Below are 21,041 nucleotides of genomic sequence, written 5' to 3'. Positions count from 1 at the left end.
ACTGCATGACCCAGCCTTTCCCGAATCCCGGGTCCCGGGTCCCGGGTCCCGGCCTTCCCGGCCTCATTCGTAGCCGAACGCCTTCAGCGCCGCCTCGTCATCCGACCAGCCTTCGCGCACGCGCACCCAGGTTTCCAGGAACACCTTGGCACCGAACAGGCGCTCCATCTGCAAACGCGCCTTGCCACCGATCTCTTTCAGGCGGGTACCGCCCTTGCCGATCACGATCGCCTTCTGGCCTTCGCGCTCGACCCAGATCACCGCACCGATGCGCAGCAGAGCGCCGTCTTCGGCAAAGCGCTCGATTTCCACGGTGGTGGCGTACGGCAATTCTTCGCCCAACTGACGCATCAGCTGCTCGCGCACCAGTTCGCCGGCCAGGAAGCGCTGGCTGCGGTCGGTGATTTCGTCTTCGCCGAACATCGCCTCGGCTTCGGGCACCAGCTTGAGCAGGTCGCTCACCAGCGCTTCCAGGCCCTTGCGCTTGAGCGCAGAAACCGGGTGCACGGCGGCAAACGTGCGGCCCTCGCTGACCTGCGCCAGGAACGGGAACAGCGCGGTCTTGTCCTTGAGCCGGTCGACCTTGTTGACCACCAGCACGACCGGCACGTCTGCGTCGCTGAGCACGCGGAACGCCAGGGTGTCTTCCTCGTCCCACCGCCCGGCCTCGATCACCAGCACCGCGGCATCCACGCCTTCCAGCGAGCCGCGTGCGGCACGGTTCATCACCCGGTTCATCGCGCGCTTCTGCTCACGGTGCAATCCGGGCGTGTCGACCAGCACCAGCTGCCCCTCCGGGAAGGTGGCAATCCCGAGCAGGCGGTGCCGCGTGGTTTGCGGGCGGTTGGAGACGATGCTGACCTTGGCGCCCACCAGGGCATTGGTCAGGGTGGATTTGCCGACATTGGGCCGGCCGATCACGGCAACGCTGCCGCTACGGTGGGAAGAGGGTTCGCTCACGTGTTTGAATCCAGTTGTGCGATGACGGTAGCCGCCGCCTGTTGTTCGGCAAGACGGCGCGACGTGCCCTGGCCTTCGGCACGGGCAATCGGCTGCTCCAGAATGCAGGCGACATGGAACTGCTTGGCATGCTCGTCGCCGGTTTCGCTGATCAGCGCGTAATTAGGCAGCGGCAGCTGGCGCGCCTGCAGCCATTCCTGCAACCGGGTCTTGGGGTCTTTTTCTGCCTTGCCCACCGGCAATGCCGCCAGCGATGATTCGAACCAGGGCAGCACCACCGCGCGGCAACGCTCGAACCCACAGTCCAGATAGATGGCCGCCACGACCGCTTCGACCGCGTCGGCCAGGATCGAATCGCGGCGATGGCCGCCGGACTTCAATTCGCCTGGTCCAAGCGTCAGCCGCTCGCCCAGATTCAGGGTGCGCCCGATCACGGCCAGGGCGCCTTCGCGCACCAGTTCGGCGCGCGCGCGCGTCAATGCACCTTCGTCGGCCTTGGGCCAGCGCTGATACAGCGCCTCGGCGATCAGCAGGTTGACGATGCCGTCGCCAAGAAATTCCAGGCGCTCGTTGTGCGGCGTCCCGGCACTGCGATGGCGCAGCGCCTGGGTGAGCAGACCCGGATCGGCGAAGGTGTGCCCGATCGGATCGCCGCGCTGGAAGGTTCTATTCGCCACCACGTCCGGTCATGTCCTGCGAGGTATCGAACTTGCCGACAATGTCCAGATTGCCGATCAGCTCGCGACGCACTTCGTAATTGACCTTCATGCGCCAGCCGCCATCCACACGCTCGAACTTGACGTCTTCCTTTTTGACGTTTTCCGAGTAGTTGATGTACAGGCGACGAAAGAACAGATCCTGCAGCTTGGAGGGGTCCATGTTGGCACTGCCCGGCTCCTTGGCCAGACCCTTCATCGCCGTGCGTACCGAGTAATACTCCTGGTACATCGGAAACAGCTTCATCCCGATGTACAGGCCGAACCCGACCACCGCCAGCACCACCACGAACGACGTCAACGTCATACCGCTTTGCTTGCGCTTCATTGTGCTTCCCCCGGCACGCCGTGCGTGCATTTACTGGATTCCAGTCCCGATCCGCGATGGATCGAAACTCCCCTTGCAGAACCACCCTTCGCAATTGAGCCAGATCAAAAACGCCTTGCCGCGCAGATTGGCTTCCGGCAGGAAATGCGTCTGGGTCCAGAACCGGCTGTCTTCGCTGTTGTCGCGATTGTCCCCCATCACGAAATAGCTGTCTGCCGGCACCGTCCAGTCGCCCTGGCCGGCCGGCATGTTGCGGTCCACCCACTCCAGCACGGTATGCGTGCGGCCCGGCAGGTCTTCCACCAGCAGCGTGGTGCCGGTCATCTCGGCGCCCTTGCCCTTGCCGATGTACTCGCCCTTGACCGTATAGCGCATCGGCTTGTCGTTGATGTACAGCGTATCGCCGTGGAAGCCGATCTTGTCGCCCGGCAGGCCGACCACGCGCTTGATCCAGTTCTGGTCCGGCGCATGCGGCGGCTTGAACACCACCACGTCGCCACGCTTGGGCTCGCCGGTCGGGATGAACTTGGTATTGGTGATCGGCAGACGGAAGCCGTAGGCAAACTTGTTGACCAGGATGAAATCGCCGATCAGCAGGTTGGGCATCATCGAGCTGGACGGAATCTTGTACGGCTCGGCCACGAAGCTGCGCAGGATCAACACCACCGCCAGCACCGGGAAGAAGGCGCGCGAGTAATCGATGATCGCCGGCTCGCTGTCCAGCAGCCCGGCGCGTGCCGCGCGGCGCTTGGCCAGGAACAGCTTGTCCAGCAGCCAGATGAAGCCGGAGCCCAGCGTCAGCACAACCAGGATGATTTCAAACCATTTCATTGGTGTTCCTTTCGGAAAGGGAATCGAGAATCGAGAATGGGGAATCGGAACAGCAGGAGCACTCGCGCTCTTACGATTCCCGATTCCCGATTCACCATTCCCAGCTACTTGTCCATCTGCAAGACAGCCAGGAAGGCCTCCTGCGGAATCTCCACGCGGCCGACCTGCTTCATGCGCTTCTTGCCTTCTTTCTGCTTTTCCAGCAGCTTTTTCTTGCGCGAAACGTCGCCACCATAGCACTTGGCCAACACGTTCTTGCGCATCGCCTTGACGGTGGAGCGCGAGATGATCTGCGAGCCGACGGCAGCCTGGATGGCGACGTCGAACATCTGCCGCGGAATCAGATCCTTCATCTTTTCGCACAGCTCGCGGCCGCGCCGGTCGGCATGGCTGCGGTGCACGATCAGTGACAACGCATCGACCTTGTCGCCGTTGATCAGCACGTCCACGCGCACGAACGGGCCGGCATCGAACCGCACGAAGTGGTAATCCAGCGACGCGTATCCACGGCTGACCGACTTGAGCTTGTCGAAGAAATCCAGCACCACCTCGGCCATAGGCAGCTCGTAGCTGATCTGCACCTGGCTGCCCAGGTAATTGATACCGATCTGGGTGCCGCGCTTTTCTTCGCACAGCTTGATGATGTTGCCGATGTACTCTTCGGGAGTGAGCACGTTGGCGCGGATGATCGGCTCGCGGATTTCCTCCACCAGGTTCAACTGCGGCAGCTTGGCCGGGTTGTCCATGTTGATGATCGAGCCATCGGTCTTGAGCACTTCATACACCACGGTTGGCGCGGTGCTGATCAGGTCCAGGTTGTACTCGCGCTCCAGGCGTTCCTGCACGATTTCCATGTGCAGCATGCCCAGGAAGCCGCAGCGGAAGCCGAAGCCCATCGCCTCGGAGCTTTCCGGCTCGAAGCGCAGCGCCGCATCGTTCAGGCGCAGCTTGTCCAGCGCTTCGCGCAGGTCTGGGTAGTCCTCGGCGTCGACCGGGAACAGGCCGGCGAACACACGCGGCTGCATTTCCTGGAAACCGGGCAGCGCATGCGGTGCCGGGTCGGCCGCCAGGGTCAGAGTGTCGCCGACCGGCGCGCCGTGCACGTCCTTGATCGAGGCATTGATCCAGCCCACTTCACCGGCGCCCAGTGCGGCCAGTTCCTTGCGCTTGGGCGTGAACACGCCGACCTTGTCGACCAGATGCGTGCGCCCGGTGGACATCACCAGGATCTTGCTGCCCGGCTTGATCTCGCCCTGCATCACGCGCACCAGCGAGACCACGCCCAGGTAGTTGTCGAACCAGGAATCGATGATCAGCGCCTGCAGCTTGTCGGTATCGCGCGGCTTGGGCGGCGGGATGCGATGCACGATCGCTTCCAACACCAGATCGATGTTCAGGCCGGTCTTGGCGCTGACCGCCACGGCGTCTTCGGCGTCGATGCCGATCACCGCTTCGATCTCGGCCTTGGCGCGGTCGACATCGGCGGTAGGCAGGTCGATCTTGTTGAGCACCGGCACCACTTCCAGCCCCTGCTCCACCGCGGTATAGCAGTTGGCCACCGATTGCGCTTCCACGCCCTGCGCGGCATCCACCACCAGCAGCGCGCCCTCGCACGCGGCCAGCGAGCGGCTGACTTCATAGGAGAAGTCCACATGCCCGGGGGTGTCGATGAAGTTCAGGTGGTAGGTCTGCCCGTCCTTTGCCGTGTACGGCAACGACACCGACTGCGCCTTGATGGTGATGCCGCGTTCGCGCTCGATCGGGTTGGAGTCGAGCACCTGGGCCTCCATCTCGCGCGCCTGCAGGCCGCCGCACAGCTGGATGATCCGGTCGGCCAGGGTGGATTTACCGTGGTCGACGTGGGCAATGATGGAGAAGTTGCGGATATTCCGCATTGAATCAGAGGACATTGAGGTGGGCGCCGGCGCAGCCGTCGTCAGGGTAACGCAGCATTATCGCATGCTCGGCCCCTTTGGGGCCGGGGATTGGGGAATCGGGATTCGGGAATCGCAAAAGCAGGGCGGGCCGTGTCGTGCGGACCTGCTGCTGCCAATCCCGAATCCCAAATCACCAATCCCGGCCTCTGTTAGCCGCCGGCCTTCAAGGCTACGTAGCTCGTCGCCTTGCCGTCGGTGACCAGCAGCATGACCACGTCGCCCTTCTTGTAACTGGACAGGGCGCGATTGAGCTCGGCGACGCTGCCGACCTTGGTGCGGCCGACACGCGCGATGACCAGGCCCGGCGACAGCGGCGGCTGGGTGCTGCGCGCTGCGGCACCGGTGACTGCCGCAATCCGCACGCCCTCCCCGGCGTCCAGCCCCAGGCGGCTGCGTTCGGCGCCGGTGAGATCAGCCACCTGCAGGCCCAGCAAGGCCACGCTGGCCGGGGCCTCCGGCTTGGCGTCCTCGGCGGCGGAGCGCGGTGCGGCGCTGTCGCTGCCATCCTGCAACGGGGCCAGGGTGACGGTGACCTGGCGCGGCTTGCCGTCGCGCAGCACATCGAGCGCCACCTTGGTACCCGGCGCCATCAGGCCGATCATCGGCGGCAGATCGCTGGCGACCTCGATCGGCTTGCCATTGACCGAGCGGATCACATCGCCCACCTCGATCCCGGCCTTCGCGGCCGGGCTCCCTGCCGGAATGTCGTTGACCAGCGCGCCGCGCGTATCCGGCAACCCAAGTCCCTGCGCCTTGAGCGAATCGATCGGGCCGACCGCCACGCCCAGCATGCCGCGGCTCACGCGGCCGGTGGCCTTGATCTGCTCGGCCGCACTGAAGGCCAGGTCGATCGGGATCGCGAAGCTGATCCCCATGTAGCCGCCCGAGGCCGAGAAGATCTGCGAGTTGATGCCGACCACCTCGCCGCGGGTGTTGAGCAACGGGCCGCCGGAGTTGCCCTGGTTGATCGCCACGTCGGTCTGGATGAAGGGCACATAGCGCTGATCGGCGTACGGGTTGCTGCGCCCGGTGGCGCTGACGATGCCGGCGGTGACCGAGTGGTCCAGGCCGAATGGCGAGCCGATCGCCACCACCCACTGACCCGGCTTGAGCGTGTTGGAATCGCCCAGGCGCACCGTCGGCAGGCCCTTGGCCTCGATCTTGAGCAGCGCCACGTCGAACTGCTCGTCGCTGCCGACCACCTTGGCCTTGAACTCGCGGCGGTCGGTCAGCTTGACGGTGACCTCGCTGGCGCCATCGACCACGTGGTGATTGGTCAGTACATAGCCGTCGGCAGAAATGATGAAGCCCGAGCCCATCGACTTGCCGGCGATACCGCCATCGTCGTCGCCACCACCCTGCCCCGGCCCCTGGCGCGGCCCACCGGGCATCTGGAAATCCGGGCCGAAGAAACGCTTGAAGAACTCCGGCATCTCATCGTCGGGCATCGCGCCGCCGCCGCGACCGCCCGGGCCGCTGCGCTGCTGCCGTGCCATCGCGTCCTTGCGGGTGATGGTGGTTTCGATATTGACCACGCCCGGGCCGACCTGTTCGACCAAGTTGGTGAAATCCGGCAGGCCGGCGACCAGCTGCGGCGCCGGCGTGGTGCTGCGGTTGGCGGCGATCGGCGCACTGGCCTTGGCGGCCGGCGCGGACGCCGTCTGCTGGGCACAGGCGGCCAGCGGCAAGGTCATGGCGATCAGGCCGAACATCTGGGTGCGGATGCGGTGGTTCATCGAGTTGCCTCCGATGGCAGGGCGACAGGGGCCGGAACCCGCGTGATGACGCGGGCCCGGCAAGATAACGGAAGGACGCGAGCCGACAGGATGAAGAGCGGCCGCCGGATCAGTCTTGCGGGAGCGGTGCCGGCAGGGGCCGGTTCGGCGCCGGGTGACCCGTCGCCTGCGGCGCAGGTTCGAACGGGTAGAACGCCGGGACCTGGCGGCTCTGGCTGAAACTGGCGTTGAGGGGGCTGTCGCCGGCGCCGGACAGCGCCGCGCGCGGCCACGGACGGGCCTGCAGCGTGGTGTCCGGATGCGTAAACGGATTGGATGACGCCGCCGGGGCCGCGACCGCCGGGGCCGCTGCCACCATGCGGGTCGGCGCCTGCTGCTGGCGCGCAGCCGCACTACGGGCGACCTGCTGATTGCGGGTGGCAGCGCCGCGCCGGGTCGACGCCAACGCCGCCGCCGGCACCGCCGCAACCAGCGCGCCGCCGTCGCCCGGGCCAGCCGGGTCCGGGGTTGCCGGCGCCTTTGGCAAGGCCGGGGGCGTGGCGGCGGCGGGCAGCTGCGCGGTGGTGGCGTATACCGGCACACGGGATGCCGGCGGCGCCGTCTCCGGCAGGCGCTCGCGCGCCATGAACAGGGCGATGGCCGCAACCGATGCCGCAATCGCCGCACCACCACCCCAGCGCCAGCGCGCCGCCGGGCGGGCAGCCTGCTGCGGCCGGGAAGCGGGTTCGTCGGCGATGGCTGTGCGCACACGCGCCGCAAAATCCAGCGGTGCCGGCGCGCTGGCCGCACCGCGCAGCACGTCGCCGCACAGTTGCCAGCGCTCGTGGCAGCCGGCCAGCTCTTCGTCGTGGGCCAGACGGCGCAACAGGAAGCGCGACTCGTCTGCGCTCAATTCTCCGTCGACCAGTGCAGACAGCTGCTGGCGATAGTGAAGTTCGAACTTGTCGGTGGTGGACATGGCGGGGTTATGGCTCATACACGGTGTCGCTCACGGGTAGCGCTTTCGGTCTCCAGCAGAGGCCGCAGCTCGATGTCGATGGCCTCACGCGCCCGGAAGATGCGCGAGCGCACCGTTCCGATCGGGCAATCCATCTTTCGCGCGATTTCCTCGTAACTCAGCCCTTCCACCTCGCGCAGGGTGATGGCCGACCGCAGTTCTTCCGGTAACGCTTGGACCGCACGCATCACCGTTTGTTCCAGCTCCTGTCGCATCAATTCGCGCTCCGGGGTGTCGGTGTCGCGCAACCGGGTCGCCCCGTCGAACTGCTCGGCATCGCTGATCTCGATGTCGTCGGTAGGCGGCCGGCGGTTGTGTGCCACCAGATGGTTCTTGGCGGTGTTGACGGCAATGCGGTGCAGCCATGTATAGAACTGGGAGTCGCCGCGGAAACTGTTGATCGCGCGGTAAGCGCGCACAAAGGTGTCCTGGGCCACGTCCTGGCATTCGCTCCAGTCGGCGATGTAGCGCCCGATCAACGCGACGATCCGATGCTGGTATTTGCGCACCAGTACATCGAACGCCGCGCTTTCGCCGCGCTGCACACGCCGGACCAGTTCCAGGTCCAGCTCCTGAGGTGTATCGACTTCGGCCATGTCGGGCCGCACTCCTGTCAGCCCACCGAAGTCGGGCAATGAGACCGCCATTGAAAGGAAAAGTTCATACCGATCCGTACGACCGTCACGCATCAGGGTAGCGGCACCGATGCGCCGCTGGCGATGCCCGGAACCAGGCGCATGCCGTCCTGTCGACAGGGATGGGTATTTGACGTGAAGGAAACAACCTCTGGATGATAACGGCCTTTCCTTCTATTGCCGGACGGCCAGACGCATGCTTCCAGGTTTCGACGGGCTCCGATTCAGCCATTGGCAGGCCGACCTGCGCGAGGACGGCGTGGTCGTGCTCAGCCTTGATCGCCAGGGCGCACCGGTCAACGCATTTTCGCAGGAGGTGCTGCTCGAACTGGGCGCACTGGTCGAGCGGCTGGCGCTGGAGCCACCCAAGGGCGTGGTGTTGCGTTCAGGCAAGGCCAACGGCTTCATCGCCGGCGCCGACCTGAAGGAATTCCAGGAATTCGATCGCAAGGGCACGGTCAACGATGCGATCCATCGCGGCCAGCAGGTCTTCCAGAAACTGGCCGAGCTGCCCTGCCCCACGGTGGCGGCGATCCAGGGCTTCTGCATGGGCGGCGGTACCGAGATTGCGTTGGCGTGTCGCTACCGCGTGGCCTCCGATGACGGCAGCACGCGCATCGGCCTGCCGGAAACCAAGCTCGGCATCTTTCCCGGCTGGGGCGGCAGCGCCCGCTTGCCGCGCCTGATCGGCGCACCGGCAGCGATGGACCTGATGCTGACCGGGCGCACCGTCTCGGCCAAGGCCGCGCGTGCGATGGGCCTGGTGGACAAGGTCGCGGCGCCTGCCGTGCTGGTCGATGTGGCCGCTGCGCTGGCACTTACCGGCACCACGCGGCCGCTCAAACAGCGCGCCACCGCGTGGGCCACCAATACCTTGCTCGCCCGCAAGCTGCTGGCGCCGCAGATGCGCAAGCAGGTCGCACGCAAGGCGCGCAAGGAGCATTACCCGGCGCCATACGCCTTGATCAATGTCTGGGAACGGGCCGGTGGCAGCGGTATCCAGGCGCGCCTTGCGGCCGAACGCAAGGCAGTGGTCAAGCTCGCCAGCACCCCGGCCGCGCGCAACCTGATCCGCATCTTCTTCCTCACCGAACGCCTGAAGGCGCTCGGTAGCAAGGAGGCGGGCGCCGCCGCGCTGCCGCCGATTCGCCATGTGCATGTGATCGGCGCCGGCGTGATGGGCGGCGACATCGCCGCGTGGGCGGCTTACAAGGGCTTCGAGGTCACGCTGCAGGACCGCGAACAGCGCTTCATCGATACGGCACTGGGCCGTGGCGGCGAACTGTTCGCCAAGCGCGTCAAGGACGAAAGCAAGCGACCGGCGGTGGCGGCGCGCCTGCGCGGCGACCTGTCCGGCACAGGCGTGGCGCAAGCCGATCTGGTGATCGAGGCGATCATCGAGAACCCGCAAGCCAAGCGCGAGCTGTATCAATCGATCGAGCCACAGCTCAAGCCCGATGCATTGCTGACCACCAATACTTCGTCGATTCCGCTCACCGAGTTGCGTGGTCATATCCAGCGCCCGGCGCAGTTCGCCGGCCTGCACTACTTCAACCCGGTGGCCATGATGCCGCTGGTGGAAATCGTGCAGCACGATAGTCTGGACCCAGCCAACGTGGCGCGCCTGGCGGCGTTCTGCAAGGCGCTGGACAAGTTTCCGGTACCGGTGGCCGGCACGCCGGGGTTCCTGGTCAACCGCGTGCTATTCCCCTACCTGCTTGAAGCGGCCACCGCCTATGCCGAAGGCATTCCCGGCCCGGTGCTGGACAAGACCGCGGTCAAGTTCGGCATGCCGATGGGGCCGATCGAACTGATCGACACCGTGGGTCTGGATGTGGCTGCCGGCGTCGGCGCGGAGCTGGCGCCGTTCCTGCACCTGCCGATCCCGGCCGCACTGGCGACCGTAGAGCCAGGCAAGCGCGGCAAGAAGGACGGCCAGGGCCTGTACAAGTGGGAAAACGGGCGCGCGGTCAAACCCGAGGTGGCCAGCGGCTATGCGGTGCCGGCCGACCTGGAAGACCGGCTGATCCTGCCGCTGCTCAACGAAGCGGTGGCGTGCCTGCACGACGGCGTGGTGGCCGACGCAGACCTGCTCGATGCCGGCGTCATCTTCGGCACCGGCTTCGCCCCCTTCCGTGGCGGCCCGATCCAGCACATCCGCAGTGTCGGCGCCGACGCCCTGCTGGAACGCCTGCAGGCACTGCATACGCGCTACGGCGAACGCTTCGCACCGCGCCCGGGCTGGGACTCGCCGGTGTTGCGTGAGCCGGCGGCTTGAGGTGTAGGTGTTGCCAATGGGCTGAGTGACGCGAGGCGCCGCCAGGCATCGATCGCGCAGATTGCCGACAGCAAAAGACAACGGCGAGCCGAGGCTCGCCGTTGTCGTGTCCAACACAGTGCGCGTTCTTAGAACCGCAGGCCAACGCTGGTAAAGAAGTAACGGCCAGCCTGGTCGTAACCACCGAGCGAGTTGCCGTTGAAGGTCAAGCTACCGCCCACCAGCGGCGGTTCCTTGTCGGCGATGTTGTTGATGCCCAGGGTCCATGTCACGTAATCGCCCAACTGCACCGAGCCGGAGAGGTCGAAATAGTTGTAGGCCGACACCTTGTTGTCCTGGTTGACCAGGCGCACGTCCGTGGTACCGCGGGTGCCGTCGGTATTCTGGTAATCCAGCTGGCCGATATAGCGCCACCGCAGGCCGACCGTATAGCGGTCGAAGCTGTAGCGCGTGCTCAGCACATGCCGCCATTCGGCACTGTTGCAAGCCACGTTGACCACGCCGGCGCAGTCGTAGGTCACTTCCTGCACCCCCGGAACCGGCTCGTACTCTTGCTTGAGCGCGTAGCTGCCCATCATGCTGGCAGTCAGGCGCCCCGGGCCGACACTCCACGCATAGGACGCCGTCAGATCGATACCCTGGAAGTGCAATGAACCGAAATTGTCCTGGGAATTGAAGATCAAACCGGAGATGTCTGCATCGCTGCCACGGAACAGGTCGCCTGTGGTTGCATTGCGGCGGATGCGGCTACAAAGGTCTGCGTTGCCGGTCACGCCGCATGCGGTGAGGATATTGGAAGAGCCAATGGCACGGATGGCATCGTCGATCTTGATGTCGTAGTAGTCCACGCTCAGGTCCAGCCCCTTGATGGGGCTTGCAGCAAAACCGACTGTCCAGGTATTGGCCGTCTCCGGCTGCAGCGATGTATTGCCGCCTCCAATTTCGTTGTACTGGCCTGCCGGGTTAGCTGCCACGCGACCGTACTGCGCCGCGGTCACGCCGGTATTGGCGCATTGGGCCTGGGTGAATGTTGGATTGGCGCCGGCACACGGGTCGCTACCGCTCCATAGCCCGATCGTATTTTCGTTATAGAGCTCGGTGACGTTTGGAGCGCGGATCGCACGGTTCCAACCGGCACGCAGATGATACTTGCCATCCACAAACGTCGCGCCCAGACCAGCCTTGTAGGTGCTTACTCCGCCGGAAATGTCATAGTCCGAGTAGCGATAACCGAGCTGCATATCAAGGTGGTCCAGGCTACCGGCATCGGCCAGCAGCGGCACCGCACCTTCCAGGAACAGCTCCTTGACACCGATGTCGCCCGAGACGTTGGAGGTCGGGCCACCCAGGCCGGTGAAGTTACCGGTCTGCATGTTGCTGTCTGCTACCCGCTTGAAGGTTTCGGTACGGGTTTCCACGCCGCCGACAACACTGATGGGGTTATCGCCGGCCCACGGCAAGCTGTAGCCGAAATTGCCGGTGACGTAGGCATTGAAGACTCGCATCGAGGTTTCGTAGTTGACGATGCCTACGCCTTGCAGCGCCTGTGCCTCTGCGGCAGTCACGCTGTCGTTCCAGACGCTGTACGGGACGCAGCCGTCAAACGAACCCGGTTGGCAGCCGAGCAATGCATCGCGCACCCGGGTTGTCACGAAGTCGTTGATGTTCTCTGACTTGGTGGTGCTGCGGTTGTAGGTAAAGGACGCGTCATAGGACCAGTTGTCGTTGATATCGCCCTGCGCACCGGCGGTGATGCTGAAGCTATTGGTGTCCGACTCAGTGATACGCGGACCACCTTCCACGTTGCGCTTGGCGACGTAGACGGTGAACTCGTCGTCGGTAATGCCCACATCGTTGCATAGGCTGCCGATCACCGAGGTGGCGCAGTTGACGTTGACATCGGTGAAGAAGGCGCCCGATGGCGCGATCTGGGTGGAGCTCTTGCGGTTGACGAAGAGCGTTTCGAGGTAGGGCTTGAAGTGATCGTTGACTTCGTACTTGATGCTGCTGCCTGCCGTGTAACGCGTATCCGGCCGCTGGTAATAATTCAACGGTGCAAAGTTGTAGAGATTGGGAGAGGCCACCTGCGACCAGGTGCCGCCTGCGGATGGCTGCACATAGAACGCGCCAGCGGACGGCGCAACGACATAGAAATTGGCCGGATCGGCTGTGGCCGAGCCACCACACGCGGTGCCGCGATTGCTCAACGCGCAGGCCGAATAGTCGCGCTGCCCTTGCAGCAGTGGATCGTTTTCGCGCCAGGTGGCCCATGCGGTAGCATGGCCGGATTCGCCGAAGCTACCGCCGATTGCCAGATCCACGTTGCGCGAAATGCCATCGAAGCCGGAATTGCCGGTCGGATAATCGTAGCCGGCATCATCCATCAGGCCGCGCATCAGCTTGTTGCCGTTGTCGTGCTGATAAGCGTTGTAGCCCATCTCGACACTGACGCCGTCGAACTCGTCGTCCAGCACAAAGTTCACCACGCCGGCCACTGCGTCCGATCCATACACTGCAGAAGCACCGCCGGTGAGGATATCCACGCGGCGCACCAGCGCTGCGGGAATGATGCTGATATCCGGACTCTCGCCGATGCCCTTGGGAATACGCCTGCCGTTGACCAAGGTCAGGGTGCGCTGCGCACCCAATCCACGCAGGTCGACTGTGGCGTATCCCTGCGAGCCATTGTTGGCAAAGTTGTCGAAGCTTGCAGCGAGCTGCGGGTACTGGTTGATCAGATCTTCGACCTTGGTCGAGCCGGTGTACTGGAATTCTTCCTTGTTTATTTCCGCCACCGGGCTGGAGGCAGTCATCGTCTGGCTCTTGATACGCGTGCCGGTGACATTGACCGTATCCAGGCTCTTGGCATCCAACGATGGCTGCTCCTGGGCCATCACCGTGCCTGTAAACGCCAGTGCGGCAGCGCCAACCGTGAGCGATGCCCTGATGGCATCGCGCAACTTGGTGGTCTTCAATCTCATCTCTCTCTCCGACAGTACGAACGGAATGCGCAGTGCAAGACATGCCTGACGTAACGGCATGTGCGGGCCACTGCGACGACGCAGGCGAGCGCAGCAACGGCGCTGCCACATTGACTAGCGGGAGGACGAACGAGCGCCCTCAATAACGCTGCCAACCCGATGTTAAGACGATGTCAGAGAGAATTAAACCCCTGTTCAGCAATGCTCTGAAACGGTGCAACCAAGCCCCAAAGCGGTGCATTCATCACAAAACGCTGCCGCTCAGCAGACGTCCATGCTCGCGAACATCCGGCGTCGTTACATGACACCGGGCACCTCGACGCCTGCTGCCCGGAGCCGATCGACGAGCATCTCAAGCCCAGCAAGGTGGCGACGTGAGCCATGCACCGATCGCTGATGGACCTCTCCGCGCACCTGCGCCGCACTGGCGGTTACAAAGGCCACGTCCGCCAACTCGGGTGGGGTCGCACGCGGCGTAAGCCCGCACCACCGCAATACCCGGGCCGTCTGTTCGTCCGTATCACGGACAAGGTCTTCGTAATGCACATCCAGAATCGTTTTGGGTAACACCGCATGCCAGTGACGCATGGTCTGCCGGTACGCCAGGTAGTACTCTGCCAGTTCGTCGAGCGCGTAAGAGAACGGATACGCGTTATAGAACAGGGTTTTGTACATGGCGTAACAGGTATCGAGCGGGTCGCGGACCAGATGCATGATGCGCGCCTGCGGAAGTGCCTTTGCGATCATTCCGCAGTACAGATAGTTGATCGGCATCTTGTCGATCAGTACCGGGTGCCCATGGACAACCTCACGAGCGCCGCGCAGGTAGTCGCCGCCGAGCGCGGCAAAATCAATCTGCAACGATGCCTGGGCGGGCGTCAGGTCCGGATTACGCGCCAGCACGCGCGACGTCGCATTCCCCAATAGCGCACCCAAGTCCATCAGTTCCCCGGCCGAGCGGGCATCACCGCGTTGCACGAGCAATCGCTCGAGCAGGGTGGTTCCCGATCGCGGCAAGCCGACAATGAAGATGACGCCCTCACCGCCCTGCCCAGGGTTCAGGGCCTGGATTGCGCTATGGGAATAGGCGTCGCGCACTTGCGCGATACGCGCGCATTCGGCTGCTACGTCGTAATGCAGGGTCGCACGCTTGCTTGTCGCTGCGGTGGTCAATGTCTGGAACGATGCCTCATGCTGGCCCAGGTCTTCCAGTTCCTTGGACAGTGCAAAGAGGCCTGCCGCCCTGGCCGGAGGATCGAAAGAAACTGCTGCCAGCCTGTGACGCAGATCGTCCAGGTGGTTGTACTGTGCGTTCTGTCGTCGCAAGCACGCGCGCAGGTACAGCGCATCGCCGGCATTGGGGACCAGTTGCAGTAGCCGCTCGAGCACCATGTCGGCCGCATCGAAGGCACCGCTGAAAAATTGCATCGTCGCAAGGTCGTACATCAGCCGCGGCTGCTCGCCAAGCAGCTCCAGCGCTTGCTGGTAGGCGTCGCGTGCCGCAACCACGTCCTGGCACCCGCTATACAGCGTACCGATCTGCCAGAGTGCCGCCCCGTCCGCCGTTGACAGCGCCTGCGCCTGCTGCGCGACGTGCCTGGCCTCACGCCGGCGACGAAGTTGCACCAACAGCGTGCCCTGCTTGATGAGAAGCGGAACCGGCGATACGGCCACTGCTGCGGCACGCGCGATACGTTTGGCGGCCGTGTCCGGGTCGCCGTTCGCCAACCACGCCTCGCTGGCCAGCTCAAGCAGATGCGCATCTTCCGGATGTCCTGCGCAAGCGCCCTCCGCGAACTCGACCGCTTCGCGGTAGCGTCCCTGACGCAACAGCTGATATCCGTCACGCAGGACGGCTTGTCGCTCCACCTCGATCAATCCACTCTCTCCCGGTTACGCAGCTGGTCCCAGCCAGGTCAATCGATGCGGCGTGCACGCAGTGCGACACCGCCTGAAGTGACCAACATATAGCTCCCCATCGCCGCTTTGCGGATTACCACTTTGTCGCCATCGGCCAAATGACCGCGGCTGGTGGGCTCGGTCAATGCCCAGCGCTGTTGGCTGTCCAATGCCACGATGCGCGTGCCATCGGCCTGATACGCGACCGAGACTACGGTTGCGCTCACCTGGGCAGGCGATGCTGCCACCGGCATCACCGATGCACGCGCTGCGTCGCGGCCAAACTCCCGAAGACCTCTGCTGGCATCGGCAGCACGCACCGCGGGCGATGGCGGAAAGCGGGCGTCGTAGCAGGCCAGGCGTGGCAATGGATCGAGCACCGACGCACACGGGTGTGTCGTCGGCTCCTGCGCCATTGCGCCCGGCGCGCATACCAGCGCCATCACTCCCCATGACTTCCACGTAGGCATCGCGCGCCTTTGCTGTCGACGAGGGCTGAGCATACAAGGCAATTGCGTTCGGTGGACCGTAGCAGGCCTGTCCTTGTCGGCGATGATTGAACACCTGGCATCGGCAACCTAAGCTGCGGAGACTCTCTTGCCTGGCCACCACCTGGGAACGTGCATTGGACATTTCTTTGCGGCAGGCTGCGCAGCTATTGCAGCAGGGGCACCTGCAGCAGGCCATCGATGCGTACCGCCACGTGCTGAGCATCCAACCCCGCTGTGCCGATGCCTGGTACAACCTGGGGTATCTGCTGCGCCGGACAGGCGAAGCGAACGGCGCACTCGAGGCCTATGGCCAGGCCCTGGCCTGTGGCGCCGCGGCTCCCGAGCAGATCCACCTCAATCGCGCCGCAGTGCTGAGTGAACAGCTGCATCTGGACAGCCTGGCGTTGCATGAGTTGGAGCTTGCCTTGCGCTGCCATCCCGACTATCCGCCGGCGCTGCTCAACCTGGGCAATCTCCACGAAGAGTTGGGACAACGCGACCAGGCGATCGCGGTGTATTCCCGACTTCTGGCGACAGCCCATGCCGATGCGTCGACCCGCCCACTTCAGCTGCAAGCAACCGCGCGCTTACTCCACTTGGATCCACCGACACATCCCTCGGACCGGCGCCTGGCCAGCCTTGTCCGAGCCGCCGCGCTACCCGGGCAGGACAGCCTGCTGGCATCTACCCTCCTGCATGCGCTTGCCCAGGCATACGATCGCCTTGGGTTGCACGAGCGCGCATTCGAGTGTGCGGCTGCAGCCAATCGGCATGGGCATGCGCACGCAGGGCGCTACGATCCAGCGCAGACCCAGCAGCGGTTCCGCCAGATATCCGCGGTGTTTTCCGTCTGCGTCGCTACGCCCGGGCAAGCCGCCCCGCTCCCTGCGCAGCAGTCCCCGTCCGCGCTCTTCATCTGCGGCATGTTCCGCTCCGGGTCAACCTTGCTCGAACAGGTCTTGTCGCGTCACCCGTCCATTGCCGCCGGCGGCGAACTGGACGCATTGCCTCGCCTGGTGGCTCAGGCGCTGTCGCCGTTTCCGCAGGCCGCGCAGGATCTGTCTGCGCAGACCAGCGCGCAACTGGCGGAGCGCTATCAACACCTTCTTGCACAGGCTGTTCCGCAGCACGCGCAGCTGCGCTATCTCACTGACAAGCGGCCGGACAATTTTCAACTGATCGGCTTGATCAAGCAGCTCTTTCCCTCCGCCAGGATCGTGCACACACGACGTCACCCGCTGGACAACGGGCTGTCGATCTTCATGCACCAACTCAATCCTCGGCAATTCAGCTATGCCGGCAGGCTGGAAGACATCGGCCACTTCTACGGCGCCTATGCGCAACTCATGCACCACTGGCTGGCGCTGTACCCGGACAGCATCCACACCTTCGATTACGACGCATTCGTCACGGCGCCAGAGCCCTCCCTGCGCGCACTGCTCGACTTCCTGCAACTGCCATGGGAGCCGGAATGCCTGCAGTTTCACCGGGCGCAGAACGCGGTCAGGACTGCAAGCTACTGGCAAGTCCGCCGCCCGCTGCATGCGGACGCGTCAGGCCGCTGGCGCGCTTACGCCGCGCAACTTGCGCCGCTACGTCGTGCGCTCATGCAGGCAGGCGTCGCAATCGAAGACTGATCACCGGCCCGGCAGGCGTGTACTCATCCCGCACGATGCAGTGCAATGGCCGCTTCCATGGCATTGACCATTGCACGCTCCTCATTGCTGAGCAATGGATTCCACACATCGAAGATCAGGACCACGCGCACCTGCGCACTGTCGTTGCGTGCCTCATGTTCGATCGAGTCATCGAACACCAGGACCTGTCCGACCTCCCAGCGGCGCCAGTCATGGCCTACCCTGAAGCTGCAACCATCCGGCACGATCAATGGCAAATGCGCCACCAGACGCGCGTTGGTTTCACCGCAATGCGGAGGAATCACGGTGTGCGGCGCCAGTACGGAAAACATCGCGTTGGGACAGACACCATCGATCTGCGCCGTATCGACCGACGCCAGGGCAGCGGCAGTTGCCGGACAGCGCTGCAAATGCACCGGGACGGGCTGGCCGTGTTGCCAGAGCGGATACGAGCTCCATGCGGGCGAATGGTTGAGCGCCGTCCACTGGTTCACTGGCTGACCAGGCGCGTAAGCGATGTAGGGGGCAAATCCGTCCGAGTCCGCTTCCATCACTGCCTGCAACTCCTCGATGATGACGCTTGTCTGCCTCTGTACTGCGTCGATCCACGGAAACGCTGCCGGGTCATGGAAGGGCAATGCAGGCAAACGCGGAATGTGCAGACGGTTGGATTGCGAATGGAACGGGCGGCAGCGGCCACTTGCAATAGCCGCGGCTTCATCCCAGCGCCCGTGAAGTGCGGCATCGACTGCAGCGCGCGGGGCCTGAAGCGCGGCGTGCAACTGCGCTTCCAGCTCCAACATGTCCTGCTCCACAACCTGGCTGGCATGTGCCAGTTTGCGACGCAAAACCGCCGGCCATTGCGGTTGCGGCGGCGCGACGGTCAAGGCATCCCGATAGACACCGGCCGCCGCACGGGAGCGGCCACGCGCTTCCAGAAATGCCCCCTTTGCCAGCAGCCCGGGTAGAAAGTACGGGTCCAATACCAGGGCAGCGGCGATGGCCTCCCACTCGCCGTCAATGTCTCCCAGCGCCTGCTTCACCACGGCGGTGGTCAAGACGATCATCGGATCGGACGGGGCGCTTGCCTGCGCAGCTACCAGATAGTCGAGCGCGGCCGGGGCGTCGCCCCGCTGATAGGCATGCACGCCCAGGCTATACAAGGCCTGCGGATGATCGGGCGCCAGCTGCCGCACCCGTCCCCATAGCCGCTCGGCTTGCGGCCAGTCGCCCGCTGATGCTGCGGCGCCCGCCTCCCGCATCAGATCGGCAATCTGCACATTGATTTGCTCGACATTCACTGCCATGTCACCCGCCGCCTGTCGGACTCATCCAGCTCCGATCATACGATTTGGGCTGCAACCCGACAGCCGGTGGTCCGCCAACCTGCCGCCGCTGCCTGCATGGCGTACCGTGCGATGGTGCGCCGGCAGTGTTCGTGCACGAACCGGTTGGGGGGCAGCTCGTGCCCAATGGCACCGACAAGGCGGTGCGACGTCAGCGACTTGCGGACTCTGGCGCGGAGCGCCTGCCGTTCAGTGCTGGTGATGACCACCATGCCCATGCGAGTGCCCATGCTGGTGTCCAACGTCATGCCCTGCATGCGCAGCATGCCCGTGCTGCGGGGCGCTGGCCGGGGAGCCGCAGGGGTCGGTGCCACAGTCGCCGCTTTCCACCTGCAAGGTGACGTGGGCGATGTCGAAGCGGTCGTGCAGCAGCGTGCCCAGTGCGTCGCGCAGGCGGTCGCGGTCGGTGGACTCGCCCACCACCACGTGTGCGGTGAGTGCCGGCGTGCTGGAGGCCAGCGCCCAGACGTGCAGGTCGTGCACGTCGTCGACGCCGGGATAGCTGGTCAGGGCATCGCGGACCTGGGCCAGGTCGATGCCCTTGGGCACGCCTTCGAGCAGGACGTTGATCGCTTCGCGCAGCAGCACCCAGGTGCGTGGTAGCACCCACAGGCCGATCAGTACGGCCAGCACCGGGTCGATCCAGTGCCAGCCGGTCCAGCGGATGAGCAGCGCGCCGATGATCACCGCCACCGAGCCGAGCATGTCGCTCCAGACCTCCAGATAGGCGCCCTTGACGTTGAGGCTTTCACCGCTGCCGGCGTGCAGCAACTTCATCGCGATCAGGTTGATCACCAGGCCCAGCCCGGCGATCAGCAGCATGCCGTTGGAGGAAATGTCCTGCGGCGCGCGGAAGCGTTGCGCGGCCTCCCACAGGATGTAGCCGCCCACGCCAAACAGCAGCGCGCCGTTGACCAGGGCACCCAAGGCCTCGAGTCGCACATAGCCGTACGTGCGGCGCGCATCCGCCGGGCGGCGGCTCAGGCGCACCGCCAGCAACGCGATCATCAGACCGAGCGTGTCGGTAGCCATGTGCGCGGCATCCGACAGCAAGGCCAGGCTGTTGGACACGAACGCGCCAATGACTTCGGCCACCAGGAACGTGGCTGTCAGGCCGAGCGCCCACCACAACGGTGCTTCGTGACGAATCTCGGTGGGGGCGTGGTTGTGGTCGTGTCCCATGGGTGCGCTAGCCGTATGCAATGCGCGCACCTTAGGCGCGCGCGCTGGCGGAGACTATTACACCCGCAGGTGATGCGATGACATCACCTGCCGATATGCAGCCGCCCCGCATCACGCGTTGCGAGGTTGCACCGGTCTACACCTTGGCCACCAGCTTGACCACGCTGGAAAAATCCAGCGCGCCGTTGCCGGCCTGGCTGTTCATGGCATACAGGTTGCGCGCCAGCTCACCCAGCGGAATCGACACGCCAGCCTGCACTGCAGATTCGGCCACCAGGCCCAGATCCTTGAGCATGAGGTCGTTGCCGAAGCCGCCGCTATAGCCGCGCGAGGCCGGTGCGTTGGGCAGCACGCCCGGCCACGGATTGCAGACTTCGGTGGCCCAGCTGCGGCCGGTACTGACCGCCATCATCTGCGACAGCACTGCCGGGTCCAGGCCCTGTGCGACGCCGAGCGCCAGCGCCTCGCCGGTCGCCGCCATGATCACGCCCAAGGCCATGTTGTTGCAGAGCTTGGCCACCTGGCCGGCGCCGTTGTCGCCCACGTGGAAGATGTTCTTGCCCATGGCCTGCAACACCGGACGCGCGCGTTCCAGGACGTCGGCATCGCCACCAACGATGAAGGTCAGCGTTCCGGCGCTGGCGCCGGCGGTGCCACCGGAGACCGGCGCATCCAGCATCGCCAGCCCGCGCGCGCGCGCAGCGTCGGCCAGCTTGCGTGCGGACACCGGTGCGATGGTGCTGCAGTCGATGACCAGCGCTCCGGCCGGAATCTGCGCCAGGATGCCGCCCTCGCCCAGATACAGCCCTTCAACATGCCGGCTGGCGGGCAGCATGGAGATGACGATCTCGGCCTCTGCCAGGGTGTCATGCGCCGAGGCGGCGACATGGGCCCCGGCGGCGAATGCGGCGTCCAGTGCGCCTTGCACCAGATCGAATACCCGCAACTGGTGCCCGGCCTTGATCAGGTTGGCGGCCATCGGGCCGCCCATGTTGCCCAGGCCGATAAAGGCGATCTTGCTCATTGTGCGATCTCCAGGAGGGAGCAACTATCAAACAGGGGGCTTGCGCGCAGGCAGGGCGATGGC

Annotated in this window: 16 protein-coding genes; 2 read left to right on the top strand and 14 right to left on the bottom strand. The window is 64.7% G+C overall.

Annotated elements, in window-relative coordinates; genetic code table 11:
• Nucleotides 1–63: 63 nt before the first annotated feature.
• From era to rpoE, 8 genes are all read right to left on the bottom strand, one after another.
• Nucleotides 64–960 (bottom strand): GTPase Era, encoded by an 897-nt coding sequence (era, locus tag ACCQ12_RS06660; protein WP_047694318.1) that lies wholly within the window; start codon nucleotides 958–960, stop codon nucleotides 64–66.
• Nucleotides 957–1,637 carry a ribonuclease III gene (gene rnc, locus ACCQ12_RS06655; RefSeq protein WP_372383570.1) on the bottom strand — a complete coding sequence of 227 codons (681 nt, stop codon included), beginning with the start codon at nucleotides 1,635–1,637 and terminating at the stop codon, nucleotides 957–959. The genes era and rnc overlap by 4 nt, the downstream gene beginning before the upstream one ends.
• Complete coding sequence (locus ACCQ12_RS06650) at nucleotides 1,627–2,034, bottom strand: DUF4845 domain-containing protein (RefSeq protein WP_081419377.1); 408 nt, start codon at nucleotides 2,032–2,034, stop codon at nucleotides 1,627–1,629. Before ACCQ12_RS06650 ends, rnc begins: the two co-directional genes overlap by 11 nt.
• A complete protein-coding gene (lepB, locus tag ACCQ12_RS06645) occupies nucleotides 2,035–2,835 on the bottom strand; it encodes a signal peptidase I (protein ID WP_039406666.1) in 801 nt (266 codons plus the stop codon).
• A 104-nt stretch (nucleotides 2,836–2,939) separates the two neighbouring features.
• Nucleotides 2,940–4,730 (bottom strand): translation elongation factor 4, encoded by a 1,791-nt coding sequence (gene lepA, locus ACCQ12_RS06640; RefSeq protein ID WP_047694313.1) that lies wholly within the window; start codon nucleotides 4,728–4,730, stop codon nucleotides 2,940–2,942.
• A gap of 191 nt (nucleotides 4,731–4,921) precedes the next feature.
• Nucleotides 4,922–6,508: a DegQ family serine endoprotease gene (locus ACCQ12_RS06635; protein ID WP_372383221.1), complete on the bottom strand. Its 1,587-nt coding sequence runs from the start codon at nucleotides 6,506–6,508 to the stop codon at nucleotides 4,922–4,924.
• 109 nt (nucleotides 6,509–6,617) lie between these two features.
• Complete coding sequence (locus ACCQ12_RS06630; RefSeq protein ID WP_372383220.1) at nucleotides 6,618–7,484, bottom strand: sigma-E factor negative regulatory protein; 867 nt, start codon at nucleotides 7,482–7,484, stop codon at nucleotides 6,618–6,620.
• A complete protein-coding gene (gene rpoE, locus ACCQ12_RS06625) occupies nucleotides 7,481–8,101 on the bottom strand; it encodes an RNA polymerase sigma factor RpoE (RefSeq protein ID WP_039406677.1) in 621 nt (206 codons plus the stop codon). Before rpoE ends, ACCQ12_RS06630 begins: the two co-directional genes overlap by 4 nt.
• Nucleotides 8,102–8,336: 235 nt before the next feature.
• Between rpoE and ACCQ12_RS06620 the strand changes: the two genes are divergently transcribed.
• The gene (locus ACCQ12_RS06620) at nucleotides 8,337–10,418 is read left to right on the top strand and encodes a 3-hydroxyacyl-CoA dehydrogenase NAD-binding domain-containing protein (protein WP_372383219.1); all 2,082 of its coding nucleotides are present in this window, start codon (nucleotides 8,337–8,339) and stop codon (nucleotides 10,416–10,418) included.
• A gap of 128 nt (nucleotides 10,419–10,546) precedes the next feature.
• On the opposite strand, the gene ACCQ12_RS06615 is transcribed toward ACCQ12_RS06620, so the two are convergent.
• The 3 genes from ACCQ12_RS06615 to ACCQ12_RS06605 all read right to left on the bottom strand — a co-directional run bounded on the left by ACCQ12_RS06615 (nucleotide 10,547) and on the right by ACCQ12_RS06605 (nucleotide 15,801).
• Nucleotides 10,547–13,399, bottom strand: a complete 2,853-nt coding sequence (locus ACCQ12_RS06615; protein ID WP_372383218.1) for a TonB-dependent receptor — start codon at nucleotides 13,397–13,399, stop codon at nucleotides 10,547–10,549.
• Nucleotides 13,400–13,696: 297 nt separating this feature from the next.
• Nucleotides 13,697–15,277, bottom strand: coding sequence for a tetratricopeptide repeat-containing sulfotransferase family protein (locus tag ACCQ12_RS06610; protein WP_372383217.1), 1,581 nt, complete (start codon nucleotides 15,275–15,277; stop codon nucleotides 13,697–13,699).
• 38 nt (nucleotides 15,278–15,315) lie between these two features.
• Nucleotides 15,316–15,801 (bottom strand): hypothetical protein, encoded by a 486-nt coding sequence (locus tag ACCQ12_RS06605; protein WP_372383216.1) that lies wholly within the window; start codon nucleotides 15,799–15,801, stop codon nucleotides 15,316–15,318.
• Nucleotides 15,802–15,923: 122 nt separating this feature from the next.
• Between ACCQ12_RS06605 and ACCQ12_RS06600 the strand changes: the two genes are divergently transcribed.
• Nucleotides 15,924–17,426, top strand: a complete 1,503-nt coding sequence (locus ACCQ12_RS06600; RefSeq protein ID WP_372383569.1) for a tetratricopeptide repeat-containing sulfotransferase family protein — start codon at nucleotides 15,924–15,926, stop codon at nucleotides 17,424–17,426.
• 23 nt (nucleotides 17,427–17,449) lie between these two features.
• Here the strand turns inward: ACCQ12_RS06600 and ACCQ12_RS06595 are convergent, their stop codons facing one another.
• The 3 genes from ACCQ12_RS06595 to mmsB all read right to left on the bottom strand — a co-directional run bounded on the left by ACCQ12_RS06595 (nucleotide 17,450) and on the right by mmsB (nucleotide 20,978).
• Complete coding sequence (locus ACCQ12_RS06595) at nucleotides 17,450–18,733, bottom strand: aspartyl/asparaginyl beta-hydroxylase domain-containing protein (RefSeq protein WP_104581035.1); 1,284 nt, start codon at nucleotides 18,731–18,733, stop codon at nucleotides 17,450–17,452.
• Nucleotides 18,734–18,961: 228 nt separating this feature from the next.
• Entirely contained in the window at nucleotides 18,962–19,954 is a 993-nt protein-coding gene (locus tag ACCQ12_RS06590) for a cation diffusion facilitator family transporter (protein ID WP_372383215.1), read from the bottom strand.
• A gap of 136 nt (nucleotides 19,955–20,090) precedes the next feature.
• Nucleotides 20,091–20,978 (bottom strand): 3-hydroxyisobutyrate dehydrogenase, encoded by an 888-nt coding sequence (mmsB, locus tag ACCQ12_RS06585; protein WP_372383214.1) that lies wholly within the window; start codon nucleotides 20,976–20,978, stop codon nucleotides 20,091–20,093.
• Nucleotides 20,979–21,041 lie beyond the last annotated feature (63 nt).

Origin of the sequence: Xanthomonas sp. NCPPB 1068, assembly GCF_041479385.2 — a bacterium.
GTDB lineage: Bacteria > Pseudomonadota > Gammaproteobacteria > Xanthomonadales > Xanthomonadaceae > Xanthomonas > Xanthomonas cannabis.
The sequence above is the reverse complement of the archived record's forward strand: the minus strand, read 5'-3'. Positions and strand labels throughout refer to the sequence as shown.